Origin of the sequence: Pantoea sp. T14 (genome assembly GCF_036663535.1) — a bacterium.
Taxonomy (GTDB): domain Bacteria; phylum Pseudomonadota; class Gammaproteobacteria; order Enterobacterales; family Enterobacteriaceae; genus Pantoea; species Pantoea phytostimulans.
On sequence record NZ_JAWUEB010000026.1, the window covers coordinates 93651 to 118089 of the forward strand.

24 protein-coding genes are annotated in these 24439 nt (G+C 51.9%); 11 read left to right on the top strand and 13 right to left on the bottom strand.

The genetic code is table 11. The features are described 5' to 3' along the window. Nucleotides 1-139 precede the first annotated feature (139 nt). Entirely contained in the window at nucleotides 140-1318 is a 1179-nt protein-coding gene (gene purT, locus SC127_RS15580; protein ID WP_332627092.1) for a formate-dependent phosphoribosylglycinamide formyltransferase, read from the top strand. 36 nt (nucleotides 1319-1354) lie between these two features. On the opposite strand, the gene SC127_RS15585 is transcribed toward purT, so the two are convergent. Both SC127_RS15585 and zwf read right to left on the bottom strand, forming a co-directional pair. After that, nucleotides 1355-1993 (bottom strand): bifunctional 4-hydroxy-2-oxoglutarate aldolase/2-dehydro-3-deoxy-phosphogluconate aldolase, encoded by a 639-nt coding sequence (locus tag SC127_RS15585; protein WP_215846609.1) that lies wholly within the window; start codon nucleotides 1991-1993, stop codon nucleotides 1355-1357. Between the two features lie 191 nt (nucleotides 1994-2184). Next, nucleotides 2185-3660: a glucose-6-phosphate dehydrogenase gene (gene zwf, locus SC127_RS15590; protein ID WP_243077772.1), complete on the bottom strand. Its 1476-nt coding sequence runs from the start codon at nucleotides 3658-3660 to the stop codon at nucleotides 2185-2187. 370 nt (nucleotides 3661-4030) lie between these two features. On the opposite strand from zwf, the gene SC127_RS15595 reads away from it, so the two are divergent. From SC127_RS15595 to SC127_RS15605, 3 genes are all read left to right on the top strand, one after another. Further along, nucleotides 4031-4900 (top strand): MurR/RpiR family transcriptional regulator, encoded by an 870-nt coding sequence (locus SC127_RS15595; RefSeq protein WP_332627093.1) that lies wholly within the window; start codon nucleotides 4031-4033, stop codon nucleotides 4898-4900. A 116-nt stretch (nucleotides 4901-5016) separates the two neighbouring features. After that, complete coding sequence (pyk, locus tag SC127_RS15600) at nucleotides 5017-6459, top strand: pyruvate kinase (RefSeq protein WP_215846607.1); 1443 nt, start codon at nucleotides 5017-5019, stop codon at nucleotides 6457-6459. Between the two features lie 86 nt (nucleotides 6460-6545). Continuing rightward, the gene (locus tag SC127_RS15605) at nucleotides 6546-7778 is read left to right on the top strand and encodes an MFS transporter (protein ID WP_332627094.1); all 1233 of its coding nucleotides are present in this window, start codon (nucleotides 6546-6548) and stop codon (nucleotides 7776-7778) included. Nucleotides 7779-7815: 37 nt separating this feature from the next. On the opposite strand, the gene lpxM is transcribed toward SC127_RS15605, so the two are convergent. The 3 genes from lpxM to znuA all read right to left on the bottom strand — a co-directional run bounded on the left by lpxM (nucleotide 7816) and on the right by znuA (nucleotide 11220). Continuing rightward, a complete protein-coding gene (gene lpxM, locus SC127_RS15610; RefSeq protein ID WP_243077769.1) occupies nucleotides 7816-8799 on the bottom strand; it encodes a lauroyl-Kdo(2)-lipid IV(A) myristoyltransferase in 984 nt (327 codons plus the stop codon). Between the two features lie 126 nt (nucleotides 8800-8925). Further along, on the bottom strand, nucleotides 8926-10257 hold the full coding sequence (gene mepM, locus SC127_RS15615) for a murein DD-endopeptidase MepM (RefSeq protein ID WP_332627095.1): 1332 nt from the start codon (nucleotides 10255-10257) through the stop codon (nucleotides 8926-8928). Between the two features lie 15 nt (nucleotides 10258-10272). Further along, nucleotides 10273-11220, bottom strand: a complete 948-nt coding sequence (gene znuA / locus SC127_RS15620; protein WP_243077768.1) for a zinc ABC transporter substrate-binding protein ZnuA — start codon at nucleotides 11218-11220, stop codon at nucleotides 10273-10275. Between the two features lie 77 nt (nucleotides 11221-11297). Here znuA and znuC point away from each other — a divergent pair, with 77 nt between their 5' ends. Both znuC and znuB read left to right on the top strand, forming a co-directional pair. After that, nucleotides 11298-12053, top strand: a complete 756-nt coding sequence (gene znuC, locus SC127_RS15625; protein WP_215846604.1) for a zinc ABC transporter ATP-binding protein ZnuC — start codon at nucleotides 11298-11300, stop codon at nucleotides 12051-12053. Then, nucleotides 12050-12835 (top strand): zinc ABC transporter permease subunit ZnuB, encoded by a 786-nt coding sequence (gene znuB, locus SC127_RS15630; protein WP_215846603.1) that lies wholly within the window; start codon nucleotides 12050-12052, stop codon nucleotides 12833-12835. Before znuC ends, znuB begins: the two co-directional genes overlap by 4 nt. Here znuB and ruvB read toward each other — a convergent pair whose 3' ends face one another. From ruvB to aspS, 6 genes are all read right to left on the bottom strand, one after another. Next, on the bottom strand, nucleotides 12836-13840 hold the full coding sequence (ruvB, locus tag SC127_RS15635; RefSeq protein WP_243077767.1) for a Holliday junction branch migration DNA helicase RuvB: 1005 nt from the start codon (nucleotides 13838-13840) through the stop codon (nucleotides 12836-12838). It lies immediately after the preceding gene. Between the two features lie 8 nt (nucleotides 13841-13848). Next, complete coding sequence (gene ruvA, locus SC127_RS15640) at nucleotides 13849-14463, bottom strand: Holliday junction branch migration protein RuvA (protein ID WP_215846602.1); 615 nt, start codon at nucleotides 14461-14463, stop codon at nucleotides 13849-13851. Between the two features lie 97 nt (nucleotides 14464-14560). Further along, the gene (gene ruvC / locus SC127_RS15645) at nucleotides 14561-15088 is read right to left on the bottom strand and encodes a crossover junction endodeoxyribonuclease RuvC (protein ID WP_215846601.1); all 528 of its coding nucleotides are present in this window, start codon (nucleotides 15086-15088) and stop codon (nucleotides 14561-14563) included. Nucleotides 15089-15125: 37 nt separating this feature from the next. Next, on the bottom strand, nucleotides 15126-15869 hold the full coding sequence (locus tag SC127_RS15650) for a YebC/PmpR family DNA-binding transcriptional regulator (RefSeq protein ID WP_332627096.1): 744 nt from the start codon (nucleotides 15867-15869) through the stop codon (nucleotides 15126-15128). 241 nt (nucleotides 15870-16110) lie between these two features. Beyond that, a complete protein-coding gene (gene nudB / locus SC127_RS15655; protein ID WP_215846599.1) occupies nucleotides 16111-16542 on the bottom strand; it encodes a dihydroneopterin triphosphate diphosphatase in 432 nt (143 codons plus the stop codon). Beyond that, entirely contained in the window at nucleotides 16542-18320 is a 1779-nt protein-coding gene (aspS, locus tag SC127_RS15660; protein ID WP_215846598.1) for an aspartate--tRNA ligase, read from the bottom strand. The genes nudB and aspS overlap by 1 nt, the downstream gene beginning before the upstream one ends. Before the next feature lie 220 nt (nucleotides 18321-18540). On the opposite strand from aspS, the gene SC127_RS15665 reads away from it, so the two are divergent. The 4 genes from SC127_RS15665 to cmoB all read left to right on the top strand — a co-directional run bounded on the left by SC127_RS15665 (nucleotide 18541) and on the right by cmoB (nucleotide 21602). Beyond that, nucleotides 18541-19362, top strand: coding sequence for a DUF72 domain-containing protein (locus tag SC127_RS15665; RefSeq protein WP_215846597.1), 822 nt, complete (start codon nucleotides 18541-18543; stop codon nucleotides 19360-19362). Between the two features lie 68 nt (nucleotides 19363-19430). After that, nucleotides 19431-19826 (top strand): MAPEG family protein, encoded by a 396-nt coding sequence (locus tag SC127_RS15670; protein ID WP_332627097.1) that lies wholly within the window; start codon nucleotides 19431-19433, stop codon nucleotides 19824-19826. Between the two features lie 82 nt (nucleotides 19827-19908). Further along, entirely contained in the window at nucleotides 19909-20637 is a 729-nt protein-coding gene (gene cmoA, locus SC127_RS15675; RefSeq protein ID WP_215846595.1) for a carboxy-S-adenosyl-L-methionine synthase CmoA, read from the top strand. Continuing rightward, nucleotides 20634-21602: a tRNA 5-methoxyuridine(34)/uridine 5-oxyacetic acid(34) synthase CmoB gene (gene cmoB, locus SC127_RS15680; RefSeq protein WP_332627098.1), complete on the top strand. Its 969-nt coding sequence runs from the start codon at nucleotides 20634-20636 to the stop codon at nucleotides 21600-21602. The genes cmoA and cmoB overlap by 4 nt, the downstream gene beginning before the upstream one ends. A gap of 18 nt (nucleotides 21603-21620) precedes the next feature. Here the strand turns inward: cmoB and SC127_RS15685 are convergent, their stop codons facing one another. Then, a complete protein-coding gene (locus SC127_RS15685) occupies nucleotides 21621-22244 on the bottom strand; it encodes a LysE family translocator (RefSeq protein WP_243077762.1) in 624 nt (207 codons plus the stop codon). 169 nt (nucleotides 22245-22413) lie between these two features. Between SC127_RS15685 and SC127_RS15690 the strand changes: the two genes are divergently transcribed. Continuing rightward, nucleotides 22414-23511: a glycerol dehydrogenase gene (locus SC127_RS15690; protein WP_332627099.1), complete on the top strand. Its 1098-nt coding sequence runs from the start codon at nucleotides 22414-22416 to the stop codon at nucleotides 23509-23511. A gap of 27 nt (nucleotides 23512-23538) precedes the next feature. On the opposite strand, the gene SC127_RS15695 is transcribed toward SC127_RS15690, so the two are convergent. Next, entirely contained in the window at nucleotides 23539-24390 is an 852-nt protein-coding gene (locus SC127_RS15695; RefSeq protein ID WP_215846591.1) for a hypothetical protein, read from the bottom strand. Nucleotides 24391-24439: the final 49 nt, after the last annotated feature.

Below are 24439 nucleotides of genomic sequence, written 5' to 3' on the forward strand. Positions count from 1 at the left end.
TCCCCATCCTGACGAACAGGATGTCAGGAAACGTCAGAGCGAGAAAAGTAAGGAAAAAGCGTGCAGACAACAGAGAAGGATGAGTACGCAAACGTTTTCGTTTATACTGCGCGCGCATTTTGACTGCTTAGGTGAATTTATGACAACTCTCGGAACTGCGCTGCGCCCTGCTGCAACGCGCGTGATGCTGTTGGGCTCAGGCGAACTGGGCAAAGAAGTGGCGCTGGAATGTCAGCGTTTGGGTGTGGAAGTGATTGCCGTCGATCGTTACGCCGATGCGCCAGCGATGCACGTTGCGCATCGTAGCCACGTCATCAACATGCTGGATGGCGACGCGTTAGCCGCAGTAATTGCACTCGAGAAACCGGATTTTGTGGTGCCGGAAATCGAAGCTATCGCCACCGAAAAGTTGGTTGAGCTGGAGCAGCTTGGTCAGCGCGTGGTGCCGACGGCGCGTGCCGCACGTCTGACCATGAATCGCGAAGGCATTAGACGCCTTGCCGCTGAAGAGTTGTCACTGCCAACGTCCAGTTACCGCTTCGCCGATACCCAGGCCAATTTCAATGCAGCCGCAGCTGAAATCGGTTTCCCCTGCATCGTTAAGCCGGTGATGAGTTCATCCGGCAAAGGTCAGAGCTTTATTCGTGAAGCCAGCCAGCTGGACAAAGCGTGGGATTACGCGCAGCAAGGCGGCCGTGCCGGCGCAGGTCGCGTGATCGTAGAAGGTGTGGTGAAGTTTGATTTTGAAATTACGCTGCTGACGATCAGTGCAGTGGATGGCATTCATTTCTGCGCGCCCATTGGGCATCGTCAGGAAGAGGGGGATTATCGCGAATCCTGGCAGCCGCAAAAGATGAGCGAACTGGCGCTGAAGCGTGCGCAAGCCATCTCTGAGCAAGTGGTAAAAGCGCTCGGCGGATATGGCCTTTTTGGCGTTGAACTGTTTGTTTGTGGCGATGATGTGGTGTTTAGTGAAGTTTCACCGCGCCCGCATGATACTGGCATGGTCACGCTGATTTCGCAGGATCTTTCTGAGTTCGCCCTGCATGTTCGCGCTTTCCTGGGTTTACCGATTGGCGGTATTCGTCAATACGGCGCTTCGGCCTCGGCCGTTATTCTGCCGCAACTGACCAGTCAAAACATTCAATTCGTGAATGTCGAAGCGGCACTGGGCGCAGGTTTACAGGTTCGTCTGTTCGGCAAGCCAGAGATTGATGGACAGCGTCGCTTAGGTGTGGCGTTGGCCAGCGGAGAGACGACCGATCAGGCGATTGCACGTGCAGTGGCCAGCGCGGCGTCAATCACCGTTCAGGGTTAATGCCATGCGGTGAGCTTCACGCTCACCGCACGCCGGTTATTTCGCGCCTTCGACAGCTTCACGCGCCAACTGAGTAATACGATCCCAGTCACCAGCTTCCAGCGCATCGTTCGGCACCAGCCATGAACCGCCAATACACAACACGCTTTTCAGCGCCAAATAGTCACGATAATTGGCCGGCGAGATGCCGCCAGTTGGGCAGAAGCGCACCTGCGGAAAAGGCCCGCTGATCGCCTGTAACGCTTTCACGCCGCCATTGGCTTCGGCCGGGAAGAATTTAAATTCGCGCAGACCATAATCCATGCCAGTCATCAATTCAGAGACGGTACTGATACCCGGAATCAGTGGAACCGGGCCATCCACCGCTGCTTTCAACAGTGATTCGGTAATGCCCGGGCTGATAACAAACTGAGCGCCCGCTTCAGTCACTTCTTGTAACTGCTGCGTGTTGAGCACGGTGCCCGCACCGACAATCGCGTCTGGCACTTCTTTGATCATCGCGCGTAATGCATCCATCGCGACAGGCGTGCGCAGCGTCACTTCCAATACTTTCACACCGCCCGCCACCAGCGCTTTCGCCATGGGTACTGCGTGTTCCAGCTTGTTAACCACGATAACCGGGACAACAGGTCCGGTTTTCAGAATCTGTTCTGCACTCGTTTTCCAGTTTTTCATCACTTCCCCTTGCTTGAGAATGTCGGATTTAGCCGCCCGACTTTGACAACCCTGTGAATTAGCGCAACTACCATACATGATTGGCTTCCGGGCCGTCCATTGAACTCACCGATTTTTGAAACGCCAGTTCAATTATTTGAAGCAACGCCAGATACAAAAAGGCCCGCACGCGGCGGGCCAACTTGTTTTAATTATTCGAACTCATTCCACGAGCGTCCATCACGGGTAATCATGGCGACGGAAGCCACTGGCCCCCAGGTTCCCGCCTGATAAGGCTTGGAGGAGTCGCCATCGGCCGCCCATGCGTCGATAATCGAATCTACCCACGTCCACGCTGCTTCCACCTCATCGCGACGTACAAACAGCGCCTGAATGCCGCGCATAGTTTCCAGCAGCAAACGTTCATACGCATCCGCCAGATGTGACTGGTTGAAGGTTTCGGAGTAGCTCAGATCCAACTTCGTTGTCTGCAGTTTGTGCTTGTGATCGAGGCCAGGAACCTTGTTCAGAATCTCGATATCCACACCTTCATCCGGCTGCAAACGAATGGTCAGTTTGTTTTGTGGCAGTTCTGAGTAGGAATCTTTAAACAGGTTCATTTCAGGATTTTTGAAATAGACCACAACCTCAGAACATTTGGTTGGCAAACGCTTACCGGTACGCAGGTAGAACGGCACGCCCGCCCAGCGCCAGTTATCAATATCTACGCGAATCGCCACAAAGGTTTCAGTGGCGCTGGATTTGTTGGCACCCTCTTCTTCCAGGTAACCCGGCACTTTTTTACCTTGTACGAAACCTGCGGTGTATTGTCCACGTACGGTTTTGTCCCGTACGTTGGTTTGATCGATACGGCGAAGTGAACGCAACACTTTGACTTTTTCATCGCGAATACTGTCCGCGCTGAGGTCAGAAGGTGGCGACATGGCAATCATCGTCAGGATCTGCAACAAGTGGTTCTGAATCATGTCGCGCATCTGACCCGCTTTGTCGAAGTAACCCCAACGTCCTTCGATGCCCACTTCTTCCGCGACGGTAATCTGCACGTGATCGATTGTGCGATTATCCCAGTTATTTACGAAGATAGAGTTGGCGAAACGCAGTGCCAGCAGATTGAGTACGGTTTCTTTGCCGAGGTAATGGTCAATACGGAAAACCTGGCTCTCTTCAAAATACTCGCCCACGCTGTCGTTGATTTCTTTCGAGGTGTCCAGAGAAGTGCCGAGTGGCTTTTCCATCACAACGCGAGCGGGTTTGGCATTGAGCTTAGCGGTACCGAGGCCCTGACAAATTGCGCCAAACGTGCTGGGTGGCATAGCAAAGTAATTGATGGTGGTACGATTTTTTTGATCGAGCATTTTGCCCAGTTTTGGGAAATGCGTGGTGTCATTCACATCGAGATTACAGAAATCGAGACGGCCGCTAAGCTTATCCCACAGCGCTTCGTCAATCTTCTCTTTCATAAAAGTTTCGAGCGCTTCACGAACGACTTTGGTGTATTCCGCTTTATCCCACTCAGCACGGCCTACGCCGATAATGCGAGTTTCTTCATGAATCTGACCCGCTTTTTCCAGCTGATACAGTGAAGGCAACAGTTTACGGCGTGCAAGATCGCCTTTGGCACCGAAAATCACCAGATCGCATGCCTGGGCTGTTTGTGTTACCGCCATTTTCCTCTCCTCGTTGCAGGATAAACCCGGTGGCGATGCGTCCTCAGCAACCGGGTCCATGTTGTAATTCTCTTTCAGCACAATGTACTTTTTTCCCCGAGCCAGGTAAACCGGATCGCTGGGGTCAACAGCGTTAACTCTGTACCGGATTGCGCCTGCGCGTGTGTTGTCACGTGCGCTTTACCTGATTTTTTCTGTATCTGATGTTGTCAGAGCAAAACCCAATCCGGGGTGAATTATGTCAAAAAAATGCCTGTCGAACTTGTCCGACATTGCGTCGTTGCTATTGCTAACGCGCTATATTCCCTGTTAATTGCTTTGAGCGACAGCAATAATTGAAATCGATAAAAGTGATAACGCTCATTGGGTTATGAATATGCTGGATAAAATCAGGGCGCAGCTGGCTGCGCTAAGCAAATCTGAACGCAAAGTAGCCGAACAAATTCTTGCTGCGCCACAGGATGCTATCCATTCCAGCATCGCCACGCTGGCGCGAGCCGCTGAAGTGAGTGAACCCACGGTGAATCGTTTTTGTCATCGCTTGGGTATGCGCGGTTTTCCCGACTTTAAACTGCACCTGGCGCAAAGTCTGGCTAAAGGTCACAGCTGGGTGAGCCGAGATGTCGAAGAAAACGACGATGTGGAAAGCTACAGCCATAAGATTTTTGACTCCGCCCTCGCAGGTTTGCAACGCGTGCGCAATCAGTTGGATATGGCCGCAATTCATCAGGCGGTGCTGCATCTGACTAAAGCGCATAAAGTGGCGTTCTTTGGTCTCGGCGCTTCTGCTGTGGTAGCCCATGACGCATTCAGTAAATTTCTGCGCTTTAATTTGCCCGTCATCTGGTCGGAAGATATTGTGATCCAGCGCATGAGTTGCATAAATAGTCGTGTGGACGAAGTGTTTGTTCTCATTTCACATACTGGACGCACAAAAAATATGGTAGAACTGGCTCGCTTGGCGCGTGTAAACGGTTCCACAGTGATTGCCATCACCTCTCCTGACTCACCTCTTGCCCAGCACGCTACGCTGTCGCTGGCGCTTGATGTACCGGAAGATACTGATGTTTATTTGCCGATGGTGTCACGCCTGGCGCAGTTAACCGTGATCGATGTTTTAGCCACCGGATTTACACTGGAGCGCGGTACGCCGTTCCGTGAAAATCTAAAAAGGGTAAAAGACGCTTTAAAAGAGTCGCGTTATGACAAGCCGCTTCGGCTGGATAAAGACGCCTCATAAAAAAATTAACATCACATTTACAATGTGAGTCGTATCACACCCTGTCGATCATATAGAATAAATGACCACACCGTGTCCAAACGAAGGGACATGCTAAATTGTTAACGGAGTCCTTCATGTCAAGACGTCTCAGAAGAACCAAGATCGTAACAACCCTCGGCCCAGCGACTGATCGCGATAATAACCTCGAAAAAATCATTGCTGCTGGCGCAAACGTTGTGCGACTCAACTTCTCCCACGGCACGCCAGAAGATCACCAAATGCGCGCCGATAAAGTGCGTGAAATTGCCGCCAAATTGGGTCGCCATGTGGCCATTCTGGGCGACCTGCAAGGCCCGAAAATTCGCGTATCTACCTTCAAAGAAGGCAAAGTTTTCCTGAACATTGGCGATCGCTTCTTGCTTGACGCTAATCTGAGCAAAGGCGAAGGCGATAAAGAGCGTGTTGGCATCGACTATAAAGGCTTGCCTGCCGACGTGGTGCCTGGCGATATCCTGCTGCTTGATGATGGTCGTGTGCAGTTGAAAGTCCTCGAAGTTCAGGACATGAAAGTGTTTACCGAAGTCACGGTTGGCGGCCCACTGTCCAACAATAAAGGCATTAATAAGCTGGGCGGCGGTCTGTCAGCAGAAGCGCTGACCGAGAAAGACAAAGCAGACATTATTACTGCAGCAAAAATCAACGTCGATTACCTCGCCGTGTCGTTCCCTCGCAGTGGTGAAGACATGAACTACGCGCGCCGTCTGGCACGCGATGCGGGCTGTGAAGCAAAGTTGGTGGCTAAAGTTGAGCGAGCTGAAGCCGTAGCAAGCCAGGAAGCGATGGATGATATCATTTTGGCGTCTGACGTCGTGATGGTTGCGCGTGGCGACCTCGGTGTGGAGATCGGCGATCCAGAACTGGTCGGTATTCAAAAAGCCTTGATTCGCCGTGCTCGTCAGCTGAACCGTACCATCATCACCGCAACTCAGATGATGGAATCGATGATCACCAATCCAATGCCGACTCGCGCAGAAGTTATGGACGTTGCCAATGCCGTATTGGATGGAACGGATGCAGTGATGCTTTCAGCAGAAACCGCGGCTGGGCAGTATCCAGCTGAAACCGTTTCTGCAATGGCAAAAGTCTGCTTAGGCGCAGAAAAAATCCCCAGCGTTAACGTTTCTAAACACCGTTTAGAAGTGCAGTTTGACAACATTGAAGAAGCGATTGCCATGTCTTCAATGTACGCAGCAAACCATCTGCAAGGTGTAACCGCTATTATCACCATGACCGAATCGGGCCGTACGCCATTAATGACATCACGTATTACTTCTGGCCTGCCGATCTTTGCCATGTCACGTCACGAGCGTACGTTGAATCTGACCGCGCTTTATCGTGGTGTCACGCCCGTGTTTTTCGACAGCAACAATGACGGCGTTGCTGCTGCGCATGATGCGGTAAATCTGCTGCGCGACAAGGGCTTCCTTGTTTCAGGCGATTTGGTGATTGTGACTCAAGGCGATGTGATGAGCACCACCGGCACCACCAATACCAGCCGTATTCTGCGCGTGGATTAATTTCACGCACCTGACAGCGGCTTTAGTATGATGGACAACGCGACTGCCTGGCAGTCGCGTTTTTATTTTTCTGACAAGGAGGCCAGATGGCCCGCTTTAAACCCATCAGCCAATTGAGCGGACGCATATTGCTGTTTCCGTTGGCGTTGGTTCTGTTTGAATTTGCCACCTATATTGCGCATGACATGATTCAGCCCGGCATGCTGATCGTGACAAACGAATTCAACGTCGGCCCAGAATGGGTTTCTACTTCATTAACAGCCTATTTGATGGGCGGCGTCGTGCTGCAATGGCTGCTGGGACCGCTGTCAGACAAGTTTGGCCGTCGTCCCGTCATGTTATTTGGCATTCTGTTTTTTGCTGCTGCCTGTATTTTAACTACTTGGGTCGACAATATTACTCAATTCGTTAGCCTGCGCTTTGTGCAGGGTATTAGCCTTTGCTTCATTGGCGCGGTGGGCTATGCCGCCATTCAGGAAGCATTTGATGAGGCGTTAGCGGTGCGCATGATGGCGCTGATGGCTAATGTCGCGCTGCTTGCGCCACTGGCGGGTCCTTTAGCCGGAGCCGCATGGTTAACGGTTGGCAGCTGGCGCAGCATGTTTTGGCTGTTTGCAGCCTGCAGCATTCTGGCTTTTGTGGTGTTGTGGCGTGTTATGCCAGAAACCGCAGGCGATCGCAGCCACTCCGTGGCATTGCCTAATCTGGCCCGCAGCTATGCGCGGCTGGCGAAAGATCGTCAGGTGATGTATGGCTCGTTTGCTATAGGATTAGTGTTTATTCCGATCCTGACGTGGGTTGCCTTGTCACCGGTGATTTTAATGCACGATGAAGGCTTATCGCGTATGCAATACGCATTGCTGCAACTGCCTGTTTTCCTGGCAATGATCGCGGGAAACCTGACGCTGAGCAAGCTGGCAGGACGTGTGCCGATCGAGCAACCGGTAAAATTTGCCGCCTGGCCGATTCTTATTGGATTGAGCATCGCTTTACTGGCAAGCCTGCTAAACAGGCACAGCTATTTGTTCCTGACCGCTGGTCTGAGCCTATATGCATTTGGTGCAGGCATGGTTAACGCGGGTTTGTATCGCTTAACGCTTTACGCCAGCAGCGAGGGCAAAGGCAGCGTGGCAGCAATGCTTGGAATGATCAGCATCATGACGCTGGCTATCGGCATTGAGCTGGCGAAAAGTGGCTATTTCAGCGGCGGCACGCCTTGGTTTAGCCTGATCAATTTTATTAGCGGTGTGCTGTGGTTTGGATTAGTCACGCTGTTTCTGCGAGAACGTAAAAAACGTGCTCAGGTGACTTCTCTATAAGCTTCTTGAGAGGAAGGCCGCAACAGCGGCCTTTTTGTTACTTACGAGGATGACGAGGATAAAGCTCATCGCGCTGGTAAGGTTCAATATCGCCCTCTTTGCGCGTTTTAAGCAGCTTCAAAATCCACGTATATTGTTCTGGATGCGGTCGAACGAATACTTCGACTTCTTCATTCATCTGGCGCGCCAGATGGTAGTCATCTGCGTCGAGTAAATCATCCATTGGCGGGCGTACATAGATTTCCAGTTTATGGGTCTTTTCGTTATAAACCGGGAACAGCGGCACCACGCGTGCCCGACACACTTTCATCAGGCGGCCAACGGCCGGTAACGTCGCTTTATAGGTGCCAAAAAAGTCGACAAACTCGCTGTGCTCAGCGCCGTGATCCTGATCGGGAAGATAATAGCCCCAATAGCCCTGACGCACCGAACCGATAAAAGGTTTAATGCCGTCGTTGCGTGCATGCAGACGACCACCAAAGCGACGACGCACACTGTTCCAGACGTAATCCAGCAAAGGATCACTTTGATTGTGGAACATGGCTGCCATCGGTTGGCCTTCTGAAGCCAGCAGCATCGCAGGAATGTCCACCGCCCAACCGTGTGGAACGAGTAAAATCACATTCTGCTTTTCAGCCTGCATCTGGTCGATAATTTCACGACCATGCCATTCAACCCGCTGATGAACACGTCCCGGGCCACGTATGGCGAGCTCTGCCATCATGGCCATGGCTTGAGGCGCAGTGGCAAACATGCGATCAACAATTTCAGCGCGCTGTTCTTCACTCAATTCTGGAAAGCAGTAATAGAGATTGATCAAGGCACGGCGCCGCGCGCCTTTAGCAAGTTTACCCGTGAACCGCCCTAATTTACCCAGGATAGGATCGCGCACTTTGGCAGGTAACATCGCCATACCCGCTAAGGCACCAATCCCCAGCCAATTGCCCCAGTATTTAGGTTTGAGAAATGAACGTTCAAAAACGGGAATAAACTCGATGTTATTTTTTTTACGGGTTTCCATGCACTCGCCTCAATCAATGACCGGCTAATGATAGTGGCGACGTGCAAATTTGCAATCATCCCGCACCAGATATGAAAAAACCGACGGAATAACCGTCGGTTTTTCGCATTCCTGCTCAAAAAACGCTTACTTAAGTCCCAACTGAGGCTGCCAGGATTTTACCTGAGCCATGTACTGGGTGCGCTCTTTGCCGGTCAATCCTTCCATACGCGGCAGTTTCGCCGTCAGAGGATTGACCGCCTGGTTGTTGATCCAGATTTCGAAGTGCAGGTGTGGGCCGGTTGAGCGTCCCGTGTTACCTGACAAACCAATACGGTCGCCACGCTTCACTTTTTGCCCTGGTTTTACCAGCACCTTCTTCATGTGCATGTAGCGCGTCATATACTGACGACCATGGCGAATCGCCACATAGTTACCTGCTGCACCACCGTTCTTCGCGACAACAATTTCACCATCGCCTACCGCCAGCACTGGCGTACCGATTGGCAGAGCAAAATCGACGCCTTTATGCGGTGCGACGCGCCCCGTGACCGGATTCAAACGACGTGGGTTGAAGTTCGATGAAACGCGATACTGTTTAACGGTTGGAAAACGCATAAACCCACGAGCAAGGCCCGATGCATTACGATCATAAAACTTGCCGTCTTCTGCACGGAAAGCGTAATAATCTTTACCACCCGAGCGCAAACGCACGCCCAACAGCTGACTTTGCGCACTTTTGCCATCCAGCATTTCTCGCGACATCAATACGCTGAACTGATCGCCTGCACGCAGTTTGCGGAAATCCATTTGCCATTGCAGTGCTTTAATTACGGCGCTGGTTTCGCTGCTGCTTAAGCCAGCACGCTGTGCGCTGGCGGCAAAGCTACCCCGCACTTCACCTTGCAATACGTTGTTTCGCCATTCGCCCTTCTGCATTTCAGACTGCATCTTAAAGCCACCTGTATCGGTAAGCTCATAGGTGCGGGTTTCACGACGAGAAATTTCCCAAGACAACGTTTTCAGGCTGCCATCATCGGCCAGCGTCCAGCTAAGTTGCTGGCCCACTTGTAAATTTCGCAGATCGCTATCGCTGCTCACCAATGCGTTGATATTACTAATATCGATTCCGTATTGATTAAGGGCACTACTCAATGTATCGCCAGAAGAAACGGTGTATTCGTGGACACCGCTGGTTTCAGGGACATCTTTATCGATGTCGTCCGCAGGCAATTCATCATCCGGTTCTGGTGTGCTTTGATCAATCGGCTCACTGGCTTCCGGTAACAACGTGCGAAGCTCGTTTTTGTCCAACTCGATGGTTCGAACAATCGGCATCACATCATCGGTAGGATGGTAGACATAAGGCCGCCACACGGCGACGGCCAATGTCACAACAGTTAATGAACCCAGCATTACGCGGTGGGGACGCGGCAAATTATTAAATGCGAGGGCGACAGAGCGGGCTAACTGCAGCACTTTTTACCTTTTCCTCTAAGCTCCTTTCAGGCAGGTCTCATACTGGCTTGACAGCTGTAAGAGAAATTTCATATAGCTGTCTTTTGATAAGCTGATGTCTGTGCCTAATGGGTCGAGTGTGCCTTTACGCACCTGCGTTCCCCGGGCAACAGCATCGATGACTGCCGGCCTGAATTGTGGCTCAGCAAAGACGCAAACGGCCTTTTGCTCAACCAACTGTGTTCGTATTTGATGTAAACGCTGTGCGCCCGGTTGGATCTCAGGATTTACGGTAAAATGCCCAGTGGGCGAAAGTCCGTAGTGTTTCTCAAAGTAAGTGTAAGCGTCGTGAAAGACGTAATACCCTTGGTTCCTGACCGGTGCGAGTTGCGCGCCAATGCGTTTGTCCGTATCCGCCAATTCTGTCTCAAACTGCTGCAGGTTGGCGTCAAGTTTGGCTTTATCTTGCGGCATAAGTTCCAATAATTTTCCATGGATTGCAACCGCGGTTTTCCTTGCTATCTCTGGGGACATCCACACGTGCATATTATATTGTCCGTGATCATGATGATGGTGAGACGAGTCTTGATCTTCAGATTTATTTTGTTCGTGGTGCTCATCTTCATCATCACCGCTAATCAATAACGCACTAACTCCTTGTATATCGACAATTTCGAGATTTTTTTTAGCGGGTAATTCCGCCGCTGATTTGCTCATAAACGCTTCCATGTCAGGGCCGACCCAAACCACTAAGTCCGCGTTTTTTAAGCGTTTTGCATCAGAGGGGCGTAAAGCATAATCATGTTCTGATGCGCCATCTGGCAGCAAAACATCAACGGGCGTCACACCTTCGGCAATGGCCGCGGCAATAAACCCCACAGGCTTGATTGAGGCAACGATATTAGCGTGTGCAGGAAGCGACATTGCAGCCGCTAAGGAGAAGGCAGAAAAGGCGAAGAAGCGACCCTTTTTTTTATGTAACATAATGCGACTTTCCATCGTGAGTAAGTGATGGGATGTGATATTATAACATTCTAAATTGTGTGCAACCTGTAAATACTATGTCCTCACTCGTAACTCTTGAAAACGTATCGGTAAAATATGGTCAGCGCACGGTGTTATCTGGCGTTAGCCTTGACTTGCAGCCAGGCCGCATTCTTACTCTGCTCGGCCCAAATGGTGCGGGTAAATCCACGCTTGTCCGCGTAGTTTTAGGGCTATTAGCGCCTGATTCCGGCAACGTCCAGCGAGCCGCGGGTTTGCGTATCGGTTATGTCCCGCAAAAATTGCATATTGATCCGACTTTGCCGGTCACCGTTGAACGCTTTATGCGTCTGTCTCGCGGCAGCACAGCTGCAGACATTCTGCCTGCATTAAAGCGTGTTCAGGCGGGCCATCTTTTGAAATCACCGCTGCAAAAGCTTTCGGGTGGTGAAACCCAGCGCGTTTTATTGGCACGCGCCCTACTTAATCAGCCGCAGATCTTGGTCCTTGATGAGCCTACCCAAGGTGTTGATGTAAACGGTCAGGTCGCGCTTTATGACTTAATCGATCAGTTACGCAAGGAACTCAACTGCGGCGTTTTGATGGTTTCTCATGACCTGCATTTAGTGATGGCTAAAACCGACGAAGTGCTGTGCCTGAATCATCACATTTGCTGTTCAGGCACACCTGAAGCGGTATCTCAGCATCCCGAGTTTATTGCCATGTTTGGCCCACGTGAGGCACAACAACTGGCGATTTATCGTCATCACCATAATCATCGTCACGATCTTCAAGGACGTATCGTTTTACGCAGAGGACAAGGTCCATCATGATTGAGTTGTTATTACCGGGCTGGTTAGGTGGCGTGATGTTAGCGCTGGCGGCCGGACCGCTGGGTTCTTTTGTTGTCTGGCGTAAGATGTCCTACTTCGGCGATACGCTGGCACACGCATCACTGCTCGGCGTAGCCTTTGGTTTATTGCTCAGCGTTAATCCTTATTATGCCGTGATAGTGGTCACCGTTTGCTTAGCGCTGGGTTTGGTCTGGCTGGAACGTCGTCCGCATCTTGCCATCGATACGCTGCTTGGGATTATGGCCCATAGCGCACTTTCTCTGGGTTTGGTCGTTGTCAGCTTGATGAAAAACGTACGCGTTGACTTAATGGCGTATCTTTTTGGTGACCTGTTGGCAGTAACGCCTGAAGATTTATGGACTATGGGCGCAGGCGTGGTGCTGGTGTTGGCCGTAATGGCGTGGCAATGGCGCTCGCTATTGTCGATGACTATTAGCCCAGAACTGGCACAAGTCGATGGGGTTAACATCCAGCGCACACGTCTGATACTGATGCTGGTGACTGCCCTAACCATTGGTGTGGCAATGAAATTTGTCGGCGCGCTGATTATTACGTCGCTGCTGATCATTCCTGCTGCCACGGCGCGCCGCTTTGCGCGTTCGCCCGAACAAATGGCAGGTATTGCGGTGATCATCGGAATTATTGCGGTGACAGGCGGACTGACTTTCTCCGCCTTTTACGATACGCCAGCCGGCCCTTCTGTGGTGCTGTGCGCCGCCATCCTGTTCATCATCAGCATGGTGCGCAAGCCGGCGGTGTAATTAGCTTTCTCGCGTTATACCAAAGTGACGATAAGCATGCTGCGTGGCCATTCGGCCGCGTGGTGTGCGTTGAATAAAACCTTGCTGGATCAAGAACGGTTCAATCACATCTTCGATGGTTTCGCGCTCTTCACCAATCGCAGCCGCCAGGTTATCCAGGCCAACCGGGCCGCCAGTGAATTTATCAATGATCGCCAGCAGAAGTTTACGGTCCATGTAATCAAATCCTTCGCTGTCGACATTTAACATGTCCAGCGCGCTACATGAGACTTCACCGCTTAAATCACCGTTGGCTCGCACTTCTGCGAAGTCACGAACACGTCGTAGTAATCGGTTTGCAATACGCGGTGTGCCACGCGAACGGCGTGCTATTTCCAACGCCCCTTCATCGCTCAACGCCAACCCTAAACAGGCTGCACTACGGCTGACAATGTGCTGCAAATCCTTAACCTGGTAAAACTCAAGACGCTGCACAATGCCGAAGCGATCGCGCAACGGCGAAGTCAATGAACCCGCTCGTGTCGTGGCGCCAATCAAGGTAAAGGGGGGCAAATCAAGCTTGATGGAGCGTGCAGCCGGCCCTTCACCAATCATGATGTCTAACTGGTAATCTTCCATCGCCGGATAAAGCACTTCTTCCACAACCGGTGACAGACGATGGATTTCATCGATAAACAGAACATCGTGAGGCTCAAGGTTAGTGAGCATCGCCGCCAGATCGCCCGCTTTTTCTAATACGGGACCAGATGTTGTGCGTAGGTTCACGCCCATTTCATTAGCAACGATATTTGCCAGCGTGGTCTTACCTAAACCCGGCGGGCCAAAAATCAACAAATGATCAAGCGCATCGCCGCGCAATTGCGCCGCCTTGATGAAAATCTCCATCTGCTCTCGCACCTGCGGTTGGCCAACATATTCGGCCAGCAGCTTAGGGCGAATCGCGCGATCAATACTTTCATCTTCAATAACGCTGGCTCCAGAGACCAGGCGATCGGCTTCTATCATGAATTACCTCAAATGGCAGCGCGAAGCGCTTCGCGGATAAGTGTTTCGCAATCCGCATCAGGTTTGCCGAGTTTGCTGATCATGCGGCTCGCTTCCTGCGGTTTATAACCCAGCGCTACTAGCGCTGCAACCGCTTCGCCTTCTGCGTCATTGGTCGCCGGCGCGGTACTTGGCGTGGTCAGGGCAAAAGCTGAATCGCCGCCAAACAGGTCGCCATGCATGCCTTTGAAGCGATCCTTCATCTCAACAACCAAACGTTCGGCAGTTTTCTTGCCTACGCCTGGCAGTTTCACCAACGCAGCGATCTCTTCTTTTTCCACCGCGTTAACAAATTGCTGAGCCGACATACCCGAAAGAATCGCCAGCGCCAGTTTTGGCCCCACGCCATTGACTTTAATTAGCTCGCGGAACAAAGCGCGCTCTTGCTTGCTGTTGAAGCCAAACAGCAGCTGTGCGTCTTCACGCACCACGAAATGGGTAAAAATCACCGCTTCATGGTTGAGTTCAGGTAACTCATAAAAACAGGTCATTGGCATGTGTACTTCATAACCCACACCGTTGGTTTCAATCAGCACCAGCGGCGGCTGCTTTTCTAAAATATTGCCCCGTAGACGACCTATCACCTGAACACTTCCTTTATAAAGAGTATGTGGCGGATTTTATAACATAAAAAAGGCTGGATGAATATCCAGCCTGTATCGCTTGCGTGATCCCTCGCAATTAGGTCGTTCGCAAACGGCCGCGGGTCATTACCAGTTTGCTATCGCTCATTTTCACCGCATTTTGCGAGATATGACAATGGGTTATTGCAATTGCCAACGCATCCGCTGCATCCGCTTGTGGATTTGCAGGCAGTTTCAGTAAAGTACGCACCATATGCTGTACCTGTGCTTTTTCTGCGCTTCCTTTTCCCACCACGGTTTGCTTCACCTGACGCGCCGCATATTCAAACACCGGCAAATCATGGTTTACCGCAGCGACAATCGCCGCGCCACGCGCCTGTCCCAGCTTCAACGCAGAATCAGCATTCTTTGCCATAAACACCTGTTCGATGGCGAAGTAGTCAGGCGAAAACTGAGTGATGATTTCGCTAACGCCTGCATAAATCAGCTTCAGGCGCGGAGGCAAATCTGTGGTGTTAGTGCGAATACAGCCGCTGCCTAAATAGGTAAGCTGGCGACCTGTTTGACGAATCACGCCATAACCGGTGATACGCGAACCGGGATCGATACCTAAGATGATCGCCATTACGCGCCTCCGGTTATGTGTTTATAGCCTGACGCCATTACAGCGCTTCCGCGACCTCGTCGGAGATCTCACCGTTGTGATAAACCTCCTGCACGTCATCGCAATCTTCCAACATGTCGATCAAACGCAGCAGTTTTGGCGCGGTTTCCGCATCCATTTCCGCTTTGGTTGAAGGTATCATCGCCACTTCTGCGGTATCCGCTTTGAAGCCAGCAGCTTCCAACGCATCGCGTACAGCGCCCATCTCTTCCCACGCGGTAAAGACATCAATGGTGCCGTCATCGTAGCTCACCACATCTTCAGCACCGGCTTCCAGCGCCGCTTCCATGACCTGATCTTCATCGCGGCCTGGCTCATAAGAGATCACGCCTTTCTTGCTGAACAGATACGCCACCGATCCATCAGTGCCGAGATTACCGCCGGTTTTGGTGAAGGCGTGACGCACTTCGCCAACAGTACGATTGCGATTATCGCTCAGGCATTCAATCATGATGGCTGAGCCGCCCGGGCCGTAACCTTCATAGATGATGGTTTCCATGTTGGCGTTATCATCGCCGCCCACACCACGTGCAATGGCGCGATCCATGGTGTCACGCGTCATATTGTTTGACAGCGCTTTGTCCATGGCGGCGCGCAGACGCGGGTTAGAGCCAGGATCACCACCGCCGAGCTTGGCTGAGGTCACCAGTTCACGAATGATTTTGGTGAAGATTTTGCCACGTTTAGCGTCTTGCGCCGCTTTACGGTGCTTGGTGTTTGCCCACTTACTGTGTCCTGCCATTTTACATTTTCTCCGAACTTGGCATGGTGCAGGCTATCTTGCTAACGATTTTGCTTTCCGGCAGTGCTCGCAATCCTCATGTACAGAAGTACGCTCCGGTTGCTCTGCGCTGGCGGTCAGCAACCTCGCTGCGCCGATTACGCCCGACTGTTTCATTCTGAGGTGCAGTTCAGTGAGCCTGCACCGGTAACATTAAAACCTTAACGAATTTGCCACCGAAAAAACGCGCGGCGGCAGACATTCAGGTAAATTCTTCAATTGCCTGGCGATTACTCCAGGACTTGGTCAGTACTGCTGCGTCTGCGGGTGCAATCCAGCGAAAAGCAAGATGCTCAGTCAGCGCAATATCGCGTTCATTTGGCAGTTGCAGCCGAAACCAGTGTTCGCGATTGTGCGTTGTTCCCGGCGCATAACGATGGCGATAATGCGGGAAGATCTCAAAATCAATCTGACGCTGACAATCTTCTACCGTTAATTGCTCAGCCAACACATCAATCCCTAGCTCTTCTTCCACTTCTCGCTGTGCAGCCTGAAGGGGGATCTCTCCCGCCTCAAGGCTACCCGTGACTGATTGCCAAAAATCGGGATCGTCACGCCGTTGCAGCATTAACACCCGGCCAGTATCTTGCGCATAAATAACCACCAGCACTGAAACCGGGTGTTTGTACACCATTATTTCGACTCTGGCTTTTCTTTCTTAACGACCTGAATACCTAATTCCAGCAACGAAGCGGGGTTGGCTTCGCTAGGGGCTTCAGTCATCAGACACGCCGCGGCAGTGGTTTTTGGGAACGCAATGACGTCGCGAATATTGTCGGTGCCGGTCAGCAGCATGGTCAGACGATCCAGACCAAACGCCAGACCTGCGTGCGGCGGCGTACCAAATTTCAGCGCATCCAGCAGGAAGCCAAACTTCTCACGCTGCTCATGCTCTTCGATACCCAAAATACTGAACACGGTTTGCTGCATTTTGCCGTGATGGATACGCACCGAACCGCCGCCCACTTCATAACCATTGATCACCATGTCATAGGCATTGGCTACTGCCAGCGTAGGATCTGCTGCCAGCTGCTCTGCGCTCATCTCTTTCGGCGCAGTGAATGGGTGGTGCATCGCTGCCAGGCCGCCCTCTTCATCTTCTTCAAACATCGGGAAGTCGATCACCCACAGCGGTGCCCAGGCTTTCTCATCAGTGACGTTCAGCTCACGCCCCACTTTCAGACGCAGCGCGCCCAGCGCATCAGCTACGACTTTGGCGCGATCAGCACCAAAGAAAATGATGTCGCCATCTTGTGCGCGGGTACGATTCAGAATCTCTTCAACGATTTCCGCATTCAGGAATTTCGCCACCGGGCTTTGAACGCCCTCAAGGCCACTCGCACGATCGTTGACCTTCATCCACGCCAAGCCTTTGGCGCCATAAATTTCCACAAACTTGCCGTATTCATCAATCTGCTTGCGGCTCAGCTGGGCACCGGTTGGCACACGCAGCGCGGCAACGCGACCTTTTGGATCGTTAGCCGGACCAGAGAACACCTGGAATTCGACGTTTTGCAGCAGGTCGCCCACGTCAATCAGTTCCATTGGGTTACGCAGGTCTGGCTTGTCTGAGCCGTAACGGCGCATCGCTTCCGCAAAGGTCATCTGCGGGAACGCACCCAGATCCACACCTTTCACATCTTGCCAAAGATTACGGATTAAACGTTCCATAATTTCACGCACTTGTGGCGCGCTCAGGAAAGAGGTTTCCACATCAATCTGGGTAAATTCTGGCTGGCGATCGGCACGTAAGTCTTCATCACGGAAGCACTTAACGATTTGATAATAGCGATCAAAACCCGACATCATCAGCAGCTGTTTGAACAGCTGAGGTGATTGCGGCAGCGCATAAAACTTGCCTTTATGCACGCGGCTTGGCACCAGATAGTCACGCGCACCTTCTGGCGTGGCTTTGGTCAGCATTGGGGTTTCAATATCGAGAAAGCCTTCATCATCCATAAAGCGACGCACGAAGCTGGTAATTTTCGCGCGGGTTTTCAAACGCTGAACCATTTCTGGACGACGCAGATCCAAGTAGCGGTATTTCAGGCGCGCTTCTTCGCTGTTGTTCTGATTGGAGTCGAGTGGCAGCGGCTCGGAGCGATTGATGATAGTCAGCGCTTCAGCAAACACCTCCACTTCGCCGGTTGCCATCTCGGCATTTTTGTTTTTGTCGTCACGCGCACGCACGGTTCCGGTGATCTGGATACAGAATTCGTTGCGCAGTTCAGACGCCAGCTTGAAAGCATCCTGACGATCGGGATCGAAGAACACCTGCACGATGCCTTCACGGTCGCGCATATCGATAAATATCAGGCTTCCCAGATCGCGACGGCGGTTGACCCAGCCGCAAAGAGTGACTTGCTGACCTACATGAGACAGATTGAGCTGTCCGCAATATTCTGAACGCATAACACCATCCTTTAAACTTCACCGCTGCAGCTGACAGCATCAGGCCGCGTAACCATTTGAGATGCTGTCGCAAAAAAGGCGGTCATTATAATGGAAAAAGGCAAACAGGATAAGTAGAGCCGCGCCAAAGCGGGCATTTCATTACTGCATTTCGCCTGTTTGCACCTACTGGCTACTATAAAGGATAATTTGTCATCGACTTTGAGCCAGGAGAAATGGCGTGACGCTTCGTATCGGCCTGCCGCAATGGCAGCATTCGCACTGGAAACGTTGGGGAATTGAGAACCTGGCGGATTATGCGCGCCTCTTTCACTGTGTTGAGGGTAACACCACGCTTTACGCGTTACCGAATGCTGAAACGGTATTGCGCTGGCGCGACATGACACATGATGAATTCCGCTTCTGCTTCAAATTCCCTGCCACCATTAGTCATCAGGCCGCGTTACAGCACAGCGATGATTTGCTCGAGGAATTTTTGCGTCTGCTCGATCCTCTTGCCGATCGCATCGGGCAATATTGGTTGCAGTTGCCCGCCCGCTTTTCACCGCAACAACTCGATCAACTGTGGCAGTTTCTGGACAGCTTGCCGCGCCGTTTCTCTTATGGCGTTGAGGTTCGACATCCCGAATTCTTTGCAAAAGGGGAAGCGGAACGCAGATTAAATAGCGGGCTGCTGGAACGCGGTGTTAATCGCGTCATCCTCGACAGCCGACCGGTGCATGCTTCAACCTCGCAACATCCCGCTGCACTGCATGCGCGCCAGCAAAAACCGCGCGTTCCGCCCCATGCACTGCGCACGGGATCACAGCCGATGGTGCGGTTTATCGGCAGCGACAGTGTGGAAGAGAGCGTACCGCTGTTTCAAATTTGGCTGAATAAACTGGCGGAATGGCAGCAAAACAGCGATCCCCTGCTCTTTCTACACACCCCCGATATGGGGGAGGTTTTTCCGCTGATACAAGCGCTTTGGCCGCAGTTACAGCAGTTAGATCCCAGCATCGGTAGCGGGCCCGACTGGCCGCAACAGGATTCACTGTTTTAAGTATTCAGCGGGACAGTGAACGCCTGGCTGGCTAGAATGGCTGCCTTAGCACGATTTCTGGAGTTTTAATGGTTAGCGCGTTGTATGTGGTGTTAGGTGCCTTGTTAGTGATGAAGTTTACGCTGGATGTGGTGCGCCACCGCCGGCAATATCGCGTGGCTTATGGTGATGGCGGCGTTTACGATTTGAAAATGGCGATTCGCATTCATGGAAATGCCATCGAAACCATTCCGCTTGCGTTGCTGCTGCTGATCGTCATGGAAATGAACGGCGCGGACATCTGGATGATTCATCTGACTGCACTGCTGTTTTTCATGGGTCGCTTACTTCACGCTCACGGTTTACGTCACAGCGTCATGAAAGGACGTAAATATGGCATGATGCTCACGCTTTTTGCCCTGTGCGGCATGGCCATTTTCAACCTGATTTACCTGCCGTGGGAATTGGTGGTGACGCTACATTAAACGGTGCAGGCTTAACGGGTGCAGCCTGCGGCAGTTTCTGCCAGAATAGCGCCCTTTCCGCCCTCTCTTCGGATTTTTCGTTATGTCTGACCGCGATACGCTATTTTCCGCGCCCATCGATAAACTGGGCGACTGGACCTTTGACGAGCGCGTGGCTGAAGTCTTTCCCGACATGATTCAGCGCTCGGTGCCCGGCTACTCCAACATCATTTCGATGATTGGCATGCTGGCAGAACGCTTCGTTCAGCCCGATAGCCAGGTTTATGACCTTGGCTGTTCGTTAGGCGCGGCGACCTTATCGGTGCGCCGCAATATTCACGTGCCGGGCTGTACCATTATTGCCGTGGACAACTCGCCGGCAATGGTCGAGCGCTGCCGTCGCCATCTTGATGCGTTTCGCGCTGACACACCGGTCACGGTGCTGGAAGCCGATATCCGCGATATCGAGATCACCAACGCCTCAATGGTGGTGCTTAACTTCACGCTGCAATTCCTTGAACCGCCAGCGCGCTTAGCGCTGCTGAAGAAGATCTGGCAAGGTCTGAATCCGGGCGGTGCGTTAGTGGTCTCTGAGAAGTTCAGCTTTGAAGATGCGGAAGTGGGTGAACTGCTGTTCAACATGCATCACGATTTCAAACGCGCTAACGGCTACAGCGAGCTGGAGATCAGCCAAAAACGCAGCATGTTAGAAAACGTGATGCTGACTGACAGTGTGGAAGCACATAAAGCACGTCTGAAAGCGGCGGGCTTTTCGCATGCTGAGCTGTGGTTCCAGTGTTTTAATTTTGGTTCGTTGGTGGCGTTGAAATGATCGATTTTGGCCGTTTTTATCAGCAAATTGCCGTCGGCCCGCTCGCCCAATGGCTTGAAGTCTTGCCTGGGCAAATCAGCACCTGGCAACGTGAAAACCTGCATGGGCACTTCCGCGACTGGTATAAGTCGCTGGAATATTTACCGCTGCTTGAGCCGCAACGTCTGGATTTATTACACAGCGTGAGCGCGGATCGCGACGACATCAGCGATCGTCATCGTCAAGGCATTGAGAAATTGCTGCGCAACCTGATGCCGTGGCGCAAAGGCCCCTATTCGTTGTACGGCACTGAAATTAATACGGAATGGCGTTCTGACTGGAAATGGGAACGGGTGTTACCGCACATCTCCTCGTTAGCCGGTCGTACGGTTCTGGATGTGGGCTGCGGCAGCGGTTATCACATGTGGCGCATGATCGGTGCAGGCGCACATTTTGTGGTGGGCATCGATCCCATGCAGTTGTTTTTGTGCCAGTTCGAGGCGGTGCGAAAACTGCTGAATGACGATCGGCGTGCACATCTGCTGCCCATCGGCATTGAACAACTGCCCGTTTTACAAGCCTTTGATACCGTATTTTCCATGGGCGTGCTCTATCATCGCCGTTCGCCGCTGGATCACCTGCTTCAGCTGAAAAATCAGCTGGTGAGCGGTGGTGAACTGGTGTTGGAAACGCTGGTGATCGAGGGCGATGTGAATCAGGTGCTGGTGCCAGGCGAACGTTATGCGCAGATGCGTAATGTATTCTTTATTCCGTCTGCCGAAGCGTTGAAAAGCTGGCTAGAAAAAAGCGGCTTCGTTGATGTGCGTATCGTGGATTATGCGGTGACGTCCACCGATGAACAGCGCCGCACCGACTGGATGATCAGCGAATCGCTGGCCGAGTTCCTGGATCCCAACGATCCAGGCAAAACGGTGGAAGGTTATCCCGCTCCGCTGCGTGCCGTGTTAGTCGCCACCAAGCCGTAATCTTTACCGGCGAGGCTGTTACCGACGAGAAAAGGCCAGCTTCGCCGCAAATCCAATAAACACGCAACCCGTCAAACGATCCATTATTTTTAAGATGCGGGGCTGACGCAAATGGCGGGAAAAATAGTGACTGCCCCCTATCAGCACCGCGTTCCACACCAAGCCCAACAGCATATGCGCCAGCGCCATCAACGTGCACCATAACGCCACCGACGCGCCAGCAGGAATAAATTGCGGCAAAAAGGTCACGTAGAAAACCCCCACTTTGGGGTTGAGCAGGTTACCGAGCAATCCACGGCTAAAGCAGGTGAGATAACGCTGCTGTGCGGAATCGCTGCTTTTAACGTCTTCAGGTTGGCTACGAGGGTTAAACAGCAGCTTCAATCCCAGATAGAGCAGATACGCTGCGCCCAGCCATTTTAGCAAATTGTAGGCTATTTCAGAGGCCAGCAGCAGCGCGCCCAATCCTAATCCCACTGCCACACCCCAAAGCAAACAGCCTAACGTCACGCCCAATGCCGTCACGCTGGCACGCTTCCATCCCTGCGCCGCAGCAGATCGCAGTACCAACGCGGTGTCGAATCCTGGTGTTAGCGTCAAAATCGTAATGGCGAACAGAAAAGAGATTAAAGTCGTGGTCATGTATAGCGTCCTGATTGATTCAGCACAACATAGCAAGATCTGTGGCTGGTGTAACCTTAACGTAATAAATGAGACGTATTTTCATTACCCCAGCTAGTACTAAAGCAGCGAACGCATTTTGTGCCAGGCTGTTATCGGCCTTCTATTTTCATATCAAGGAGTTGTGATCATGAGTAAATTTATCTTCTCTTCACCCCGTAAATATGTGCAAGGCGCTGGTGTGTTGGACGAACTGGGTCCTTACATCGCTGAATTGGGCAATCATGCTTTTCTGGTCGCGGATGATATCGTCTGGAAATTGATTGGTGAGCGTGCACAACAGGCGCTGAAAACCGCCAATATCGACTTCGTCTGGCAACAGTTCAATGGCGAAGCCTCTAGCAACGAAATTAACCGCCTGAGCGAATTAGCCAAAGCGCAAGGCTGTAATGTGATCGTTGGCCTTGGCGGCGGTAAAACGCTGGATACGGTGAAAGCCATTGCTGACGAACTGAAGCAGCCGGTGGTGATTGTGCCGACGATCGCCTCAACCGATGCGCCTTGTAGCGCCCTTTCAGTGATCTATTCCGACAGCGGCGTGTTTGAAAGCTATCGCTTTTACAACAAAAACCCTGATTTGGTGTTGGTCGATACCGCCGTGTGCGCCAATGCGCCTGCGCGACTATTTGCTTCAGGTATTGCCGATGGTTTGGCAACCTGGGTCGAAGCACAAGCCGTGGCCCGCTCACATGCGAAATCAATGGTCAACGGCGATCCCACCATTGCCGGTTTGGCGATTGCGCGTGCCTGTGAAGAAACGCTGCTGAAATGGGGTTTCAGTGCCTATACCGCCGTTAGTGAAAAGCGTGTCACTCCTGCGGTGGAAGCGGTAGTGGAAGCTAACACGCTGCTTTCCGGTTTAGGATTTGAAAATGGTGGACTGGCGGGTGCCCATGCGATCCACAACGGCTTTACGGCCATCGACGGCGAGATTCATCACTTCACGCACGGCGAGAAAGTCGCTTACGGCACGTTAACGCAAATGGTATTAGAACAGCGCCCGGATGAAGAGATTGCCCGCTATATTCGCTTCTATCGCTCCATCAATATGCCTACCACGTTGAAAGCGTTGCATCTGGAAAACGAGAGTTGGGAGAATTTAGTTAAAATCGGTGCGCTAGCCAACAGTGACGGCGACACGCTGAAAAACCTCAACCCGAATCTCTCGCCAGAAGATATCGCTAATGCGATTGTGGCGTTGGACGCGTTTAGTAAAACAGTTAACTAATCTGTTCGGGGCGATCGGTGGATCGCCCTATTCTTCTGACGCTGCCGGATTATCCCAATACTGATATTTGTATGCTGAGCTAAGGTGTCGCTCAATCGTGCCTTTATCGAAAATTTCGGTTTCGTGCAGGTAACTCAGTGTGCAGTTTCCCACTTCGTCCCACAATTGACACTCATCTACCGAACGGATTGTACTGACCGGTGTGCTGGCAGTGCCATTAAGGCGCAACTCACGGAATTGCTGATCGTAGGTATAGGTATCTTTGCTGCGCGATGAACTGGCGCTTACCACTAACCCTTGCGGATTCCAGCGATAATGGTTTTCACCGTTGGTCATTTCATCGGTGCCGCGCGCCACGCTTTTTTCCAGCCGATACTGTGCGTCGTAGCGATACGTGGTGTCAGTGAAACCGTTTTGTCCCATGCTGATAAATTTGTCTGAGGAGCTGACAATGTTACCGTTTTTGCCCATTTGCCAGTTGATGGTGCCCTGACGATTGTCGACCACCACTTCTTTGCCTTCCTTCAGCACTTTGACCAAATAGGCATACTCTGCAACCCAACCGCCTTGTACCCGAGCAATATGTTGCTCCATGCTGAGAATCACGTTGCGCTCATTCTTGTCATAGCTGACATCGGCAACCATCAAATCGCCGCAGGGATCAAACTGACCGAGCACGCGTTTTTGCGAGTTTACATCTTTGCCAAATTCTCCGGCGATGACCTGCCGCACTGCACCTTTCGCACTGCCGCCTAACATAATCCAGTTATTGCTGCTGGCAATGACGCCGCTTTGTGGTCCGCAATTGCTGGCCGCAAAAAGTGGACTGCTCAACGCAGCCGCTAACAAGGATACGGCAGAGATCAGGAAGCTTTTCATGATGTAAGTCCCAGACAACAGTACGTTAAGTGTAATCGCAACGGCGTTT

Coding starts and splice junctions, on each gene's coding strand:
- purT (WP_332627092.1), top strand. CDS start 140: ATGACAACTCTCGGAACTGCGCTGCGCCCTGCTGCAACGCGCGTGATG.
- SC127_RS15585 (WP_215846609.1), bottom strand. CDS start 1,993: ATGAAAAACTGGAAAACGAGTGCAGAACAGATTCTGAAAACCGGACCT.
- zwf (WP_243077772.1), bottom strand. CDS start 3,660: ATGGCGGTAACACAAACAGCCCAGGCATGCGATCTGGTGATTTTCGGT.
- SC127_RS15595 (WP_332627093.1), top strand. CDS start 4,031: ATGAATATGCTGGATAAAATCAGGGCGCAGCTGGCTGCGCTAAGCAAA.
- pyk (WP_215846607.1), top strand. CDS start 5,017: ATGTCAAGACGTCTCAGAAGAACCAAGATCGTAACAACCCTCGGCCCA.
- SC127_RS15605 (WP_332627094.1), top strand. CDS start 6,546: ATGGCCCGCTTTAAACCCATCAGCCAATTGAGCGGACGCATATTGCTG.
- lpxM (WP_243077769.1), bottom strand. CDS start 8,799: ATGGAAACCCGTAAAAAAAATAACATCGAGTTTATTCCCGTTTTTGAA.
- znuA (WP_243077768.1), bottom strand. CDS start 11,220: ATGTTACATAAAAAAAAGGGTCGCTTCTTCGCCTTTTCTGCCTTCTCC.
- znuC (WP_215846604.1), top strand. CDS start 11,298: ATGTCCTCACTCGTAACTCTTGAAAACGTATCGGTAAAATATGGTCAG.
- znuB (WP_215846603.1), top strand. CDS start 12,050: ATGATTGAGTTGTTATTACCGGGCTGGTTAGGTGGCGTGATGTTAGCG.
- ruvB (WP_243077767.1), bottom strand. CDS start 13,840: ATGATAGAAGCCGATCGCCTGGTCTCTGGAGCCAGCGTTATTGAAGAT.
- ruvC (WP_215846601.1), bottom strand. CDS start 15,088: ATGGCGATCATCTTAGGTATCGATCCCGGTTCGCGTATCACCGGTTAT.
- SC127_RS15650 (WP_332627096.1), bottom strand. CDS start 15,869: ATGGCAGGACACAGTAAGTGGGCAAACACCAAGCACCGTAAAGCGGCG.
- nudB (WP_215846599.1), bottom strand. CDS start 16,542: ATGGTGTACAAACACCCGGTTTCAGTGCTGGTGGTTATTTATGCGCAA.
- aspS (WP_215846598.1), bottom strand. CDS start 18,320: ATGCGTTCAGAATATTGCGGACAGCTCAATCTGTCTCATGTAGGTCAG.
- SC127_RS15670 (WP_332627097.1), top strand. CDS start 19,431: ATGGTTAGCGCGTTGTATGTGGTGTTAGGTGCCTTGTTAGTGATGAAG.
- cmoA (WP_215846595.1), top strand. CDS start 19,909: ATGTCTGACCGCGATACGCTATTTTCCGCGCCCATCGATAAACTGGGC.
- cmoB (WP_332627098.1), top strand. CDS start 20,634: ATGATCGATTTTGGCCGTTTTTATCAGCAAATTGCCGTCGGCCCGCTC.
- SC127_RS15685 (WP_243077762.1), bottom strand. CDS start 22,244: ATGACCACGACTTTAATCTCTTTTCTGTTCGCCATTACGATTTTGACG.
- SC127_RS15690 (WP_332627099.1), top strand. CDS start 22,414: ATGAGTAAATTTATCTTCTCTTCACCCCGTAAATATGTGCAAGGCGCT.
- SC127_RS15695 (WP_215846591.1), bottom strand. CDS start 24,390: ATGAAAAGCTTCCTGATCTCTGCCGTATCCTTGTTAGCGGCTGCGTTG.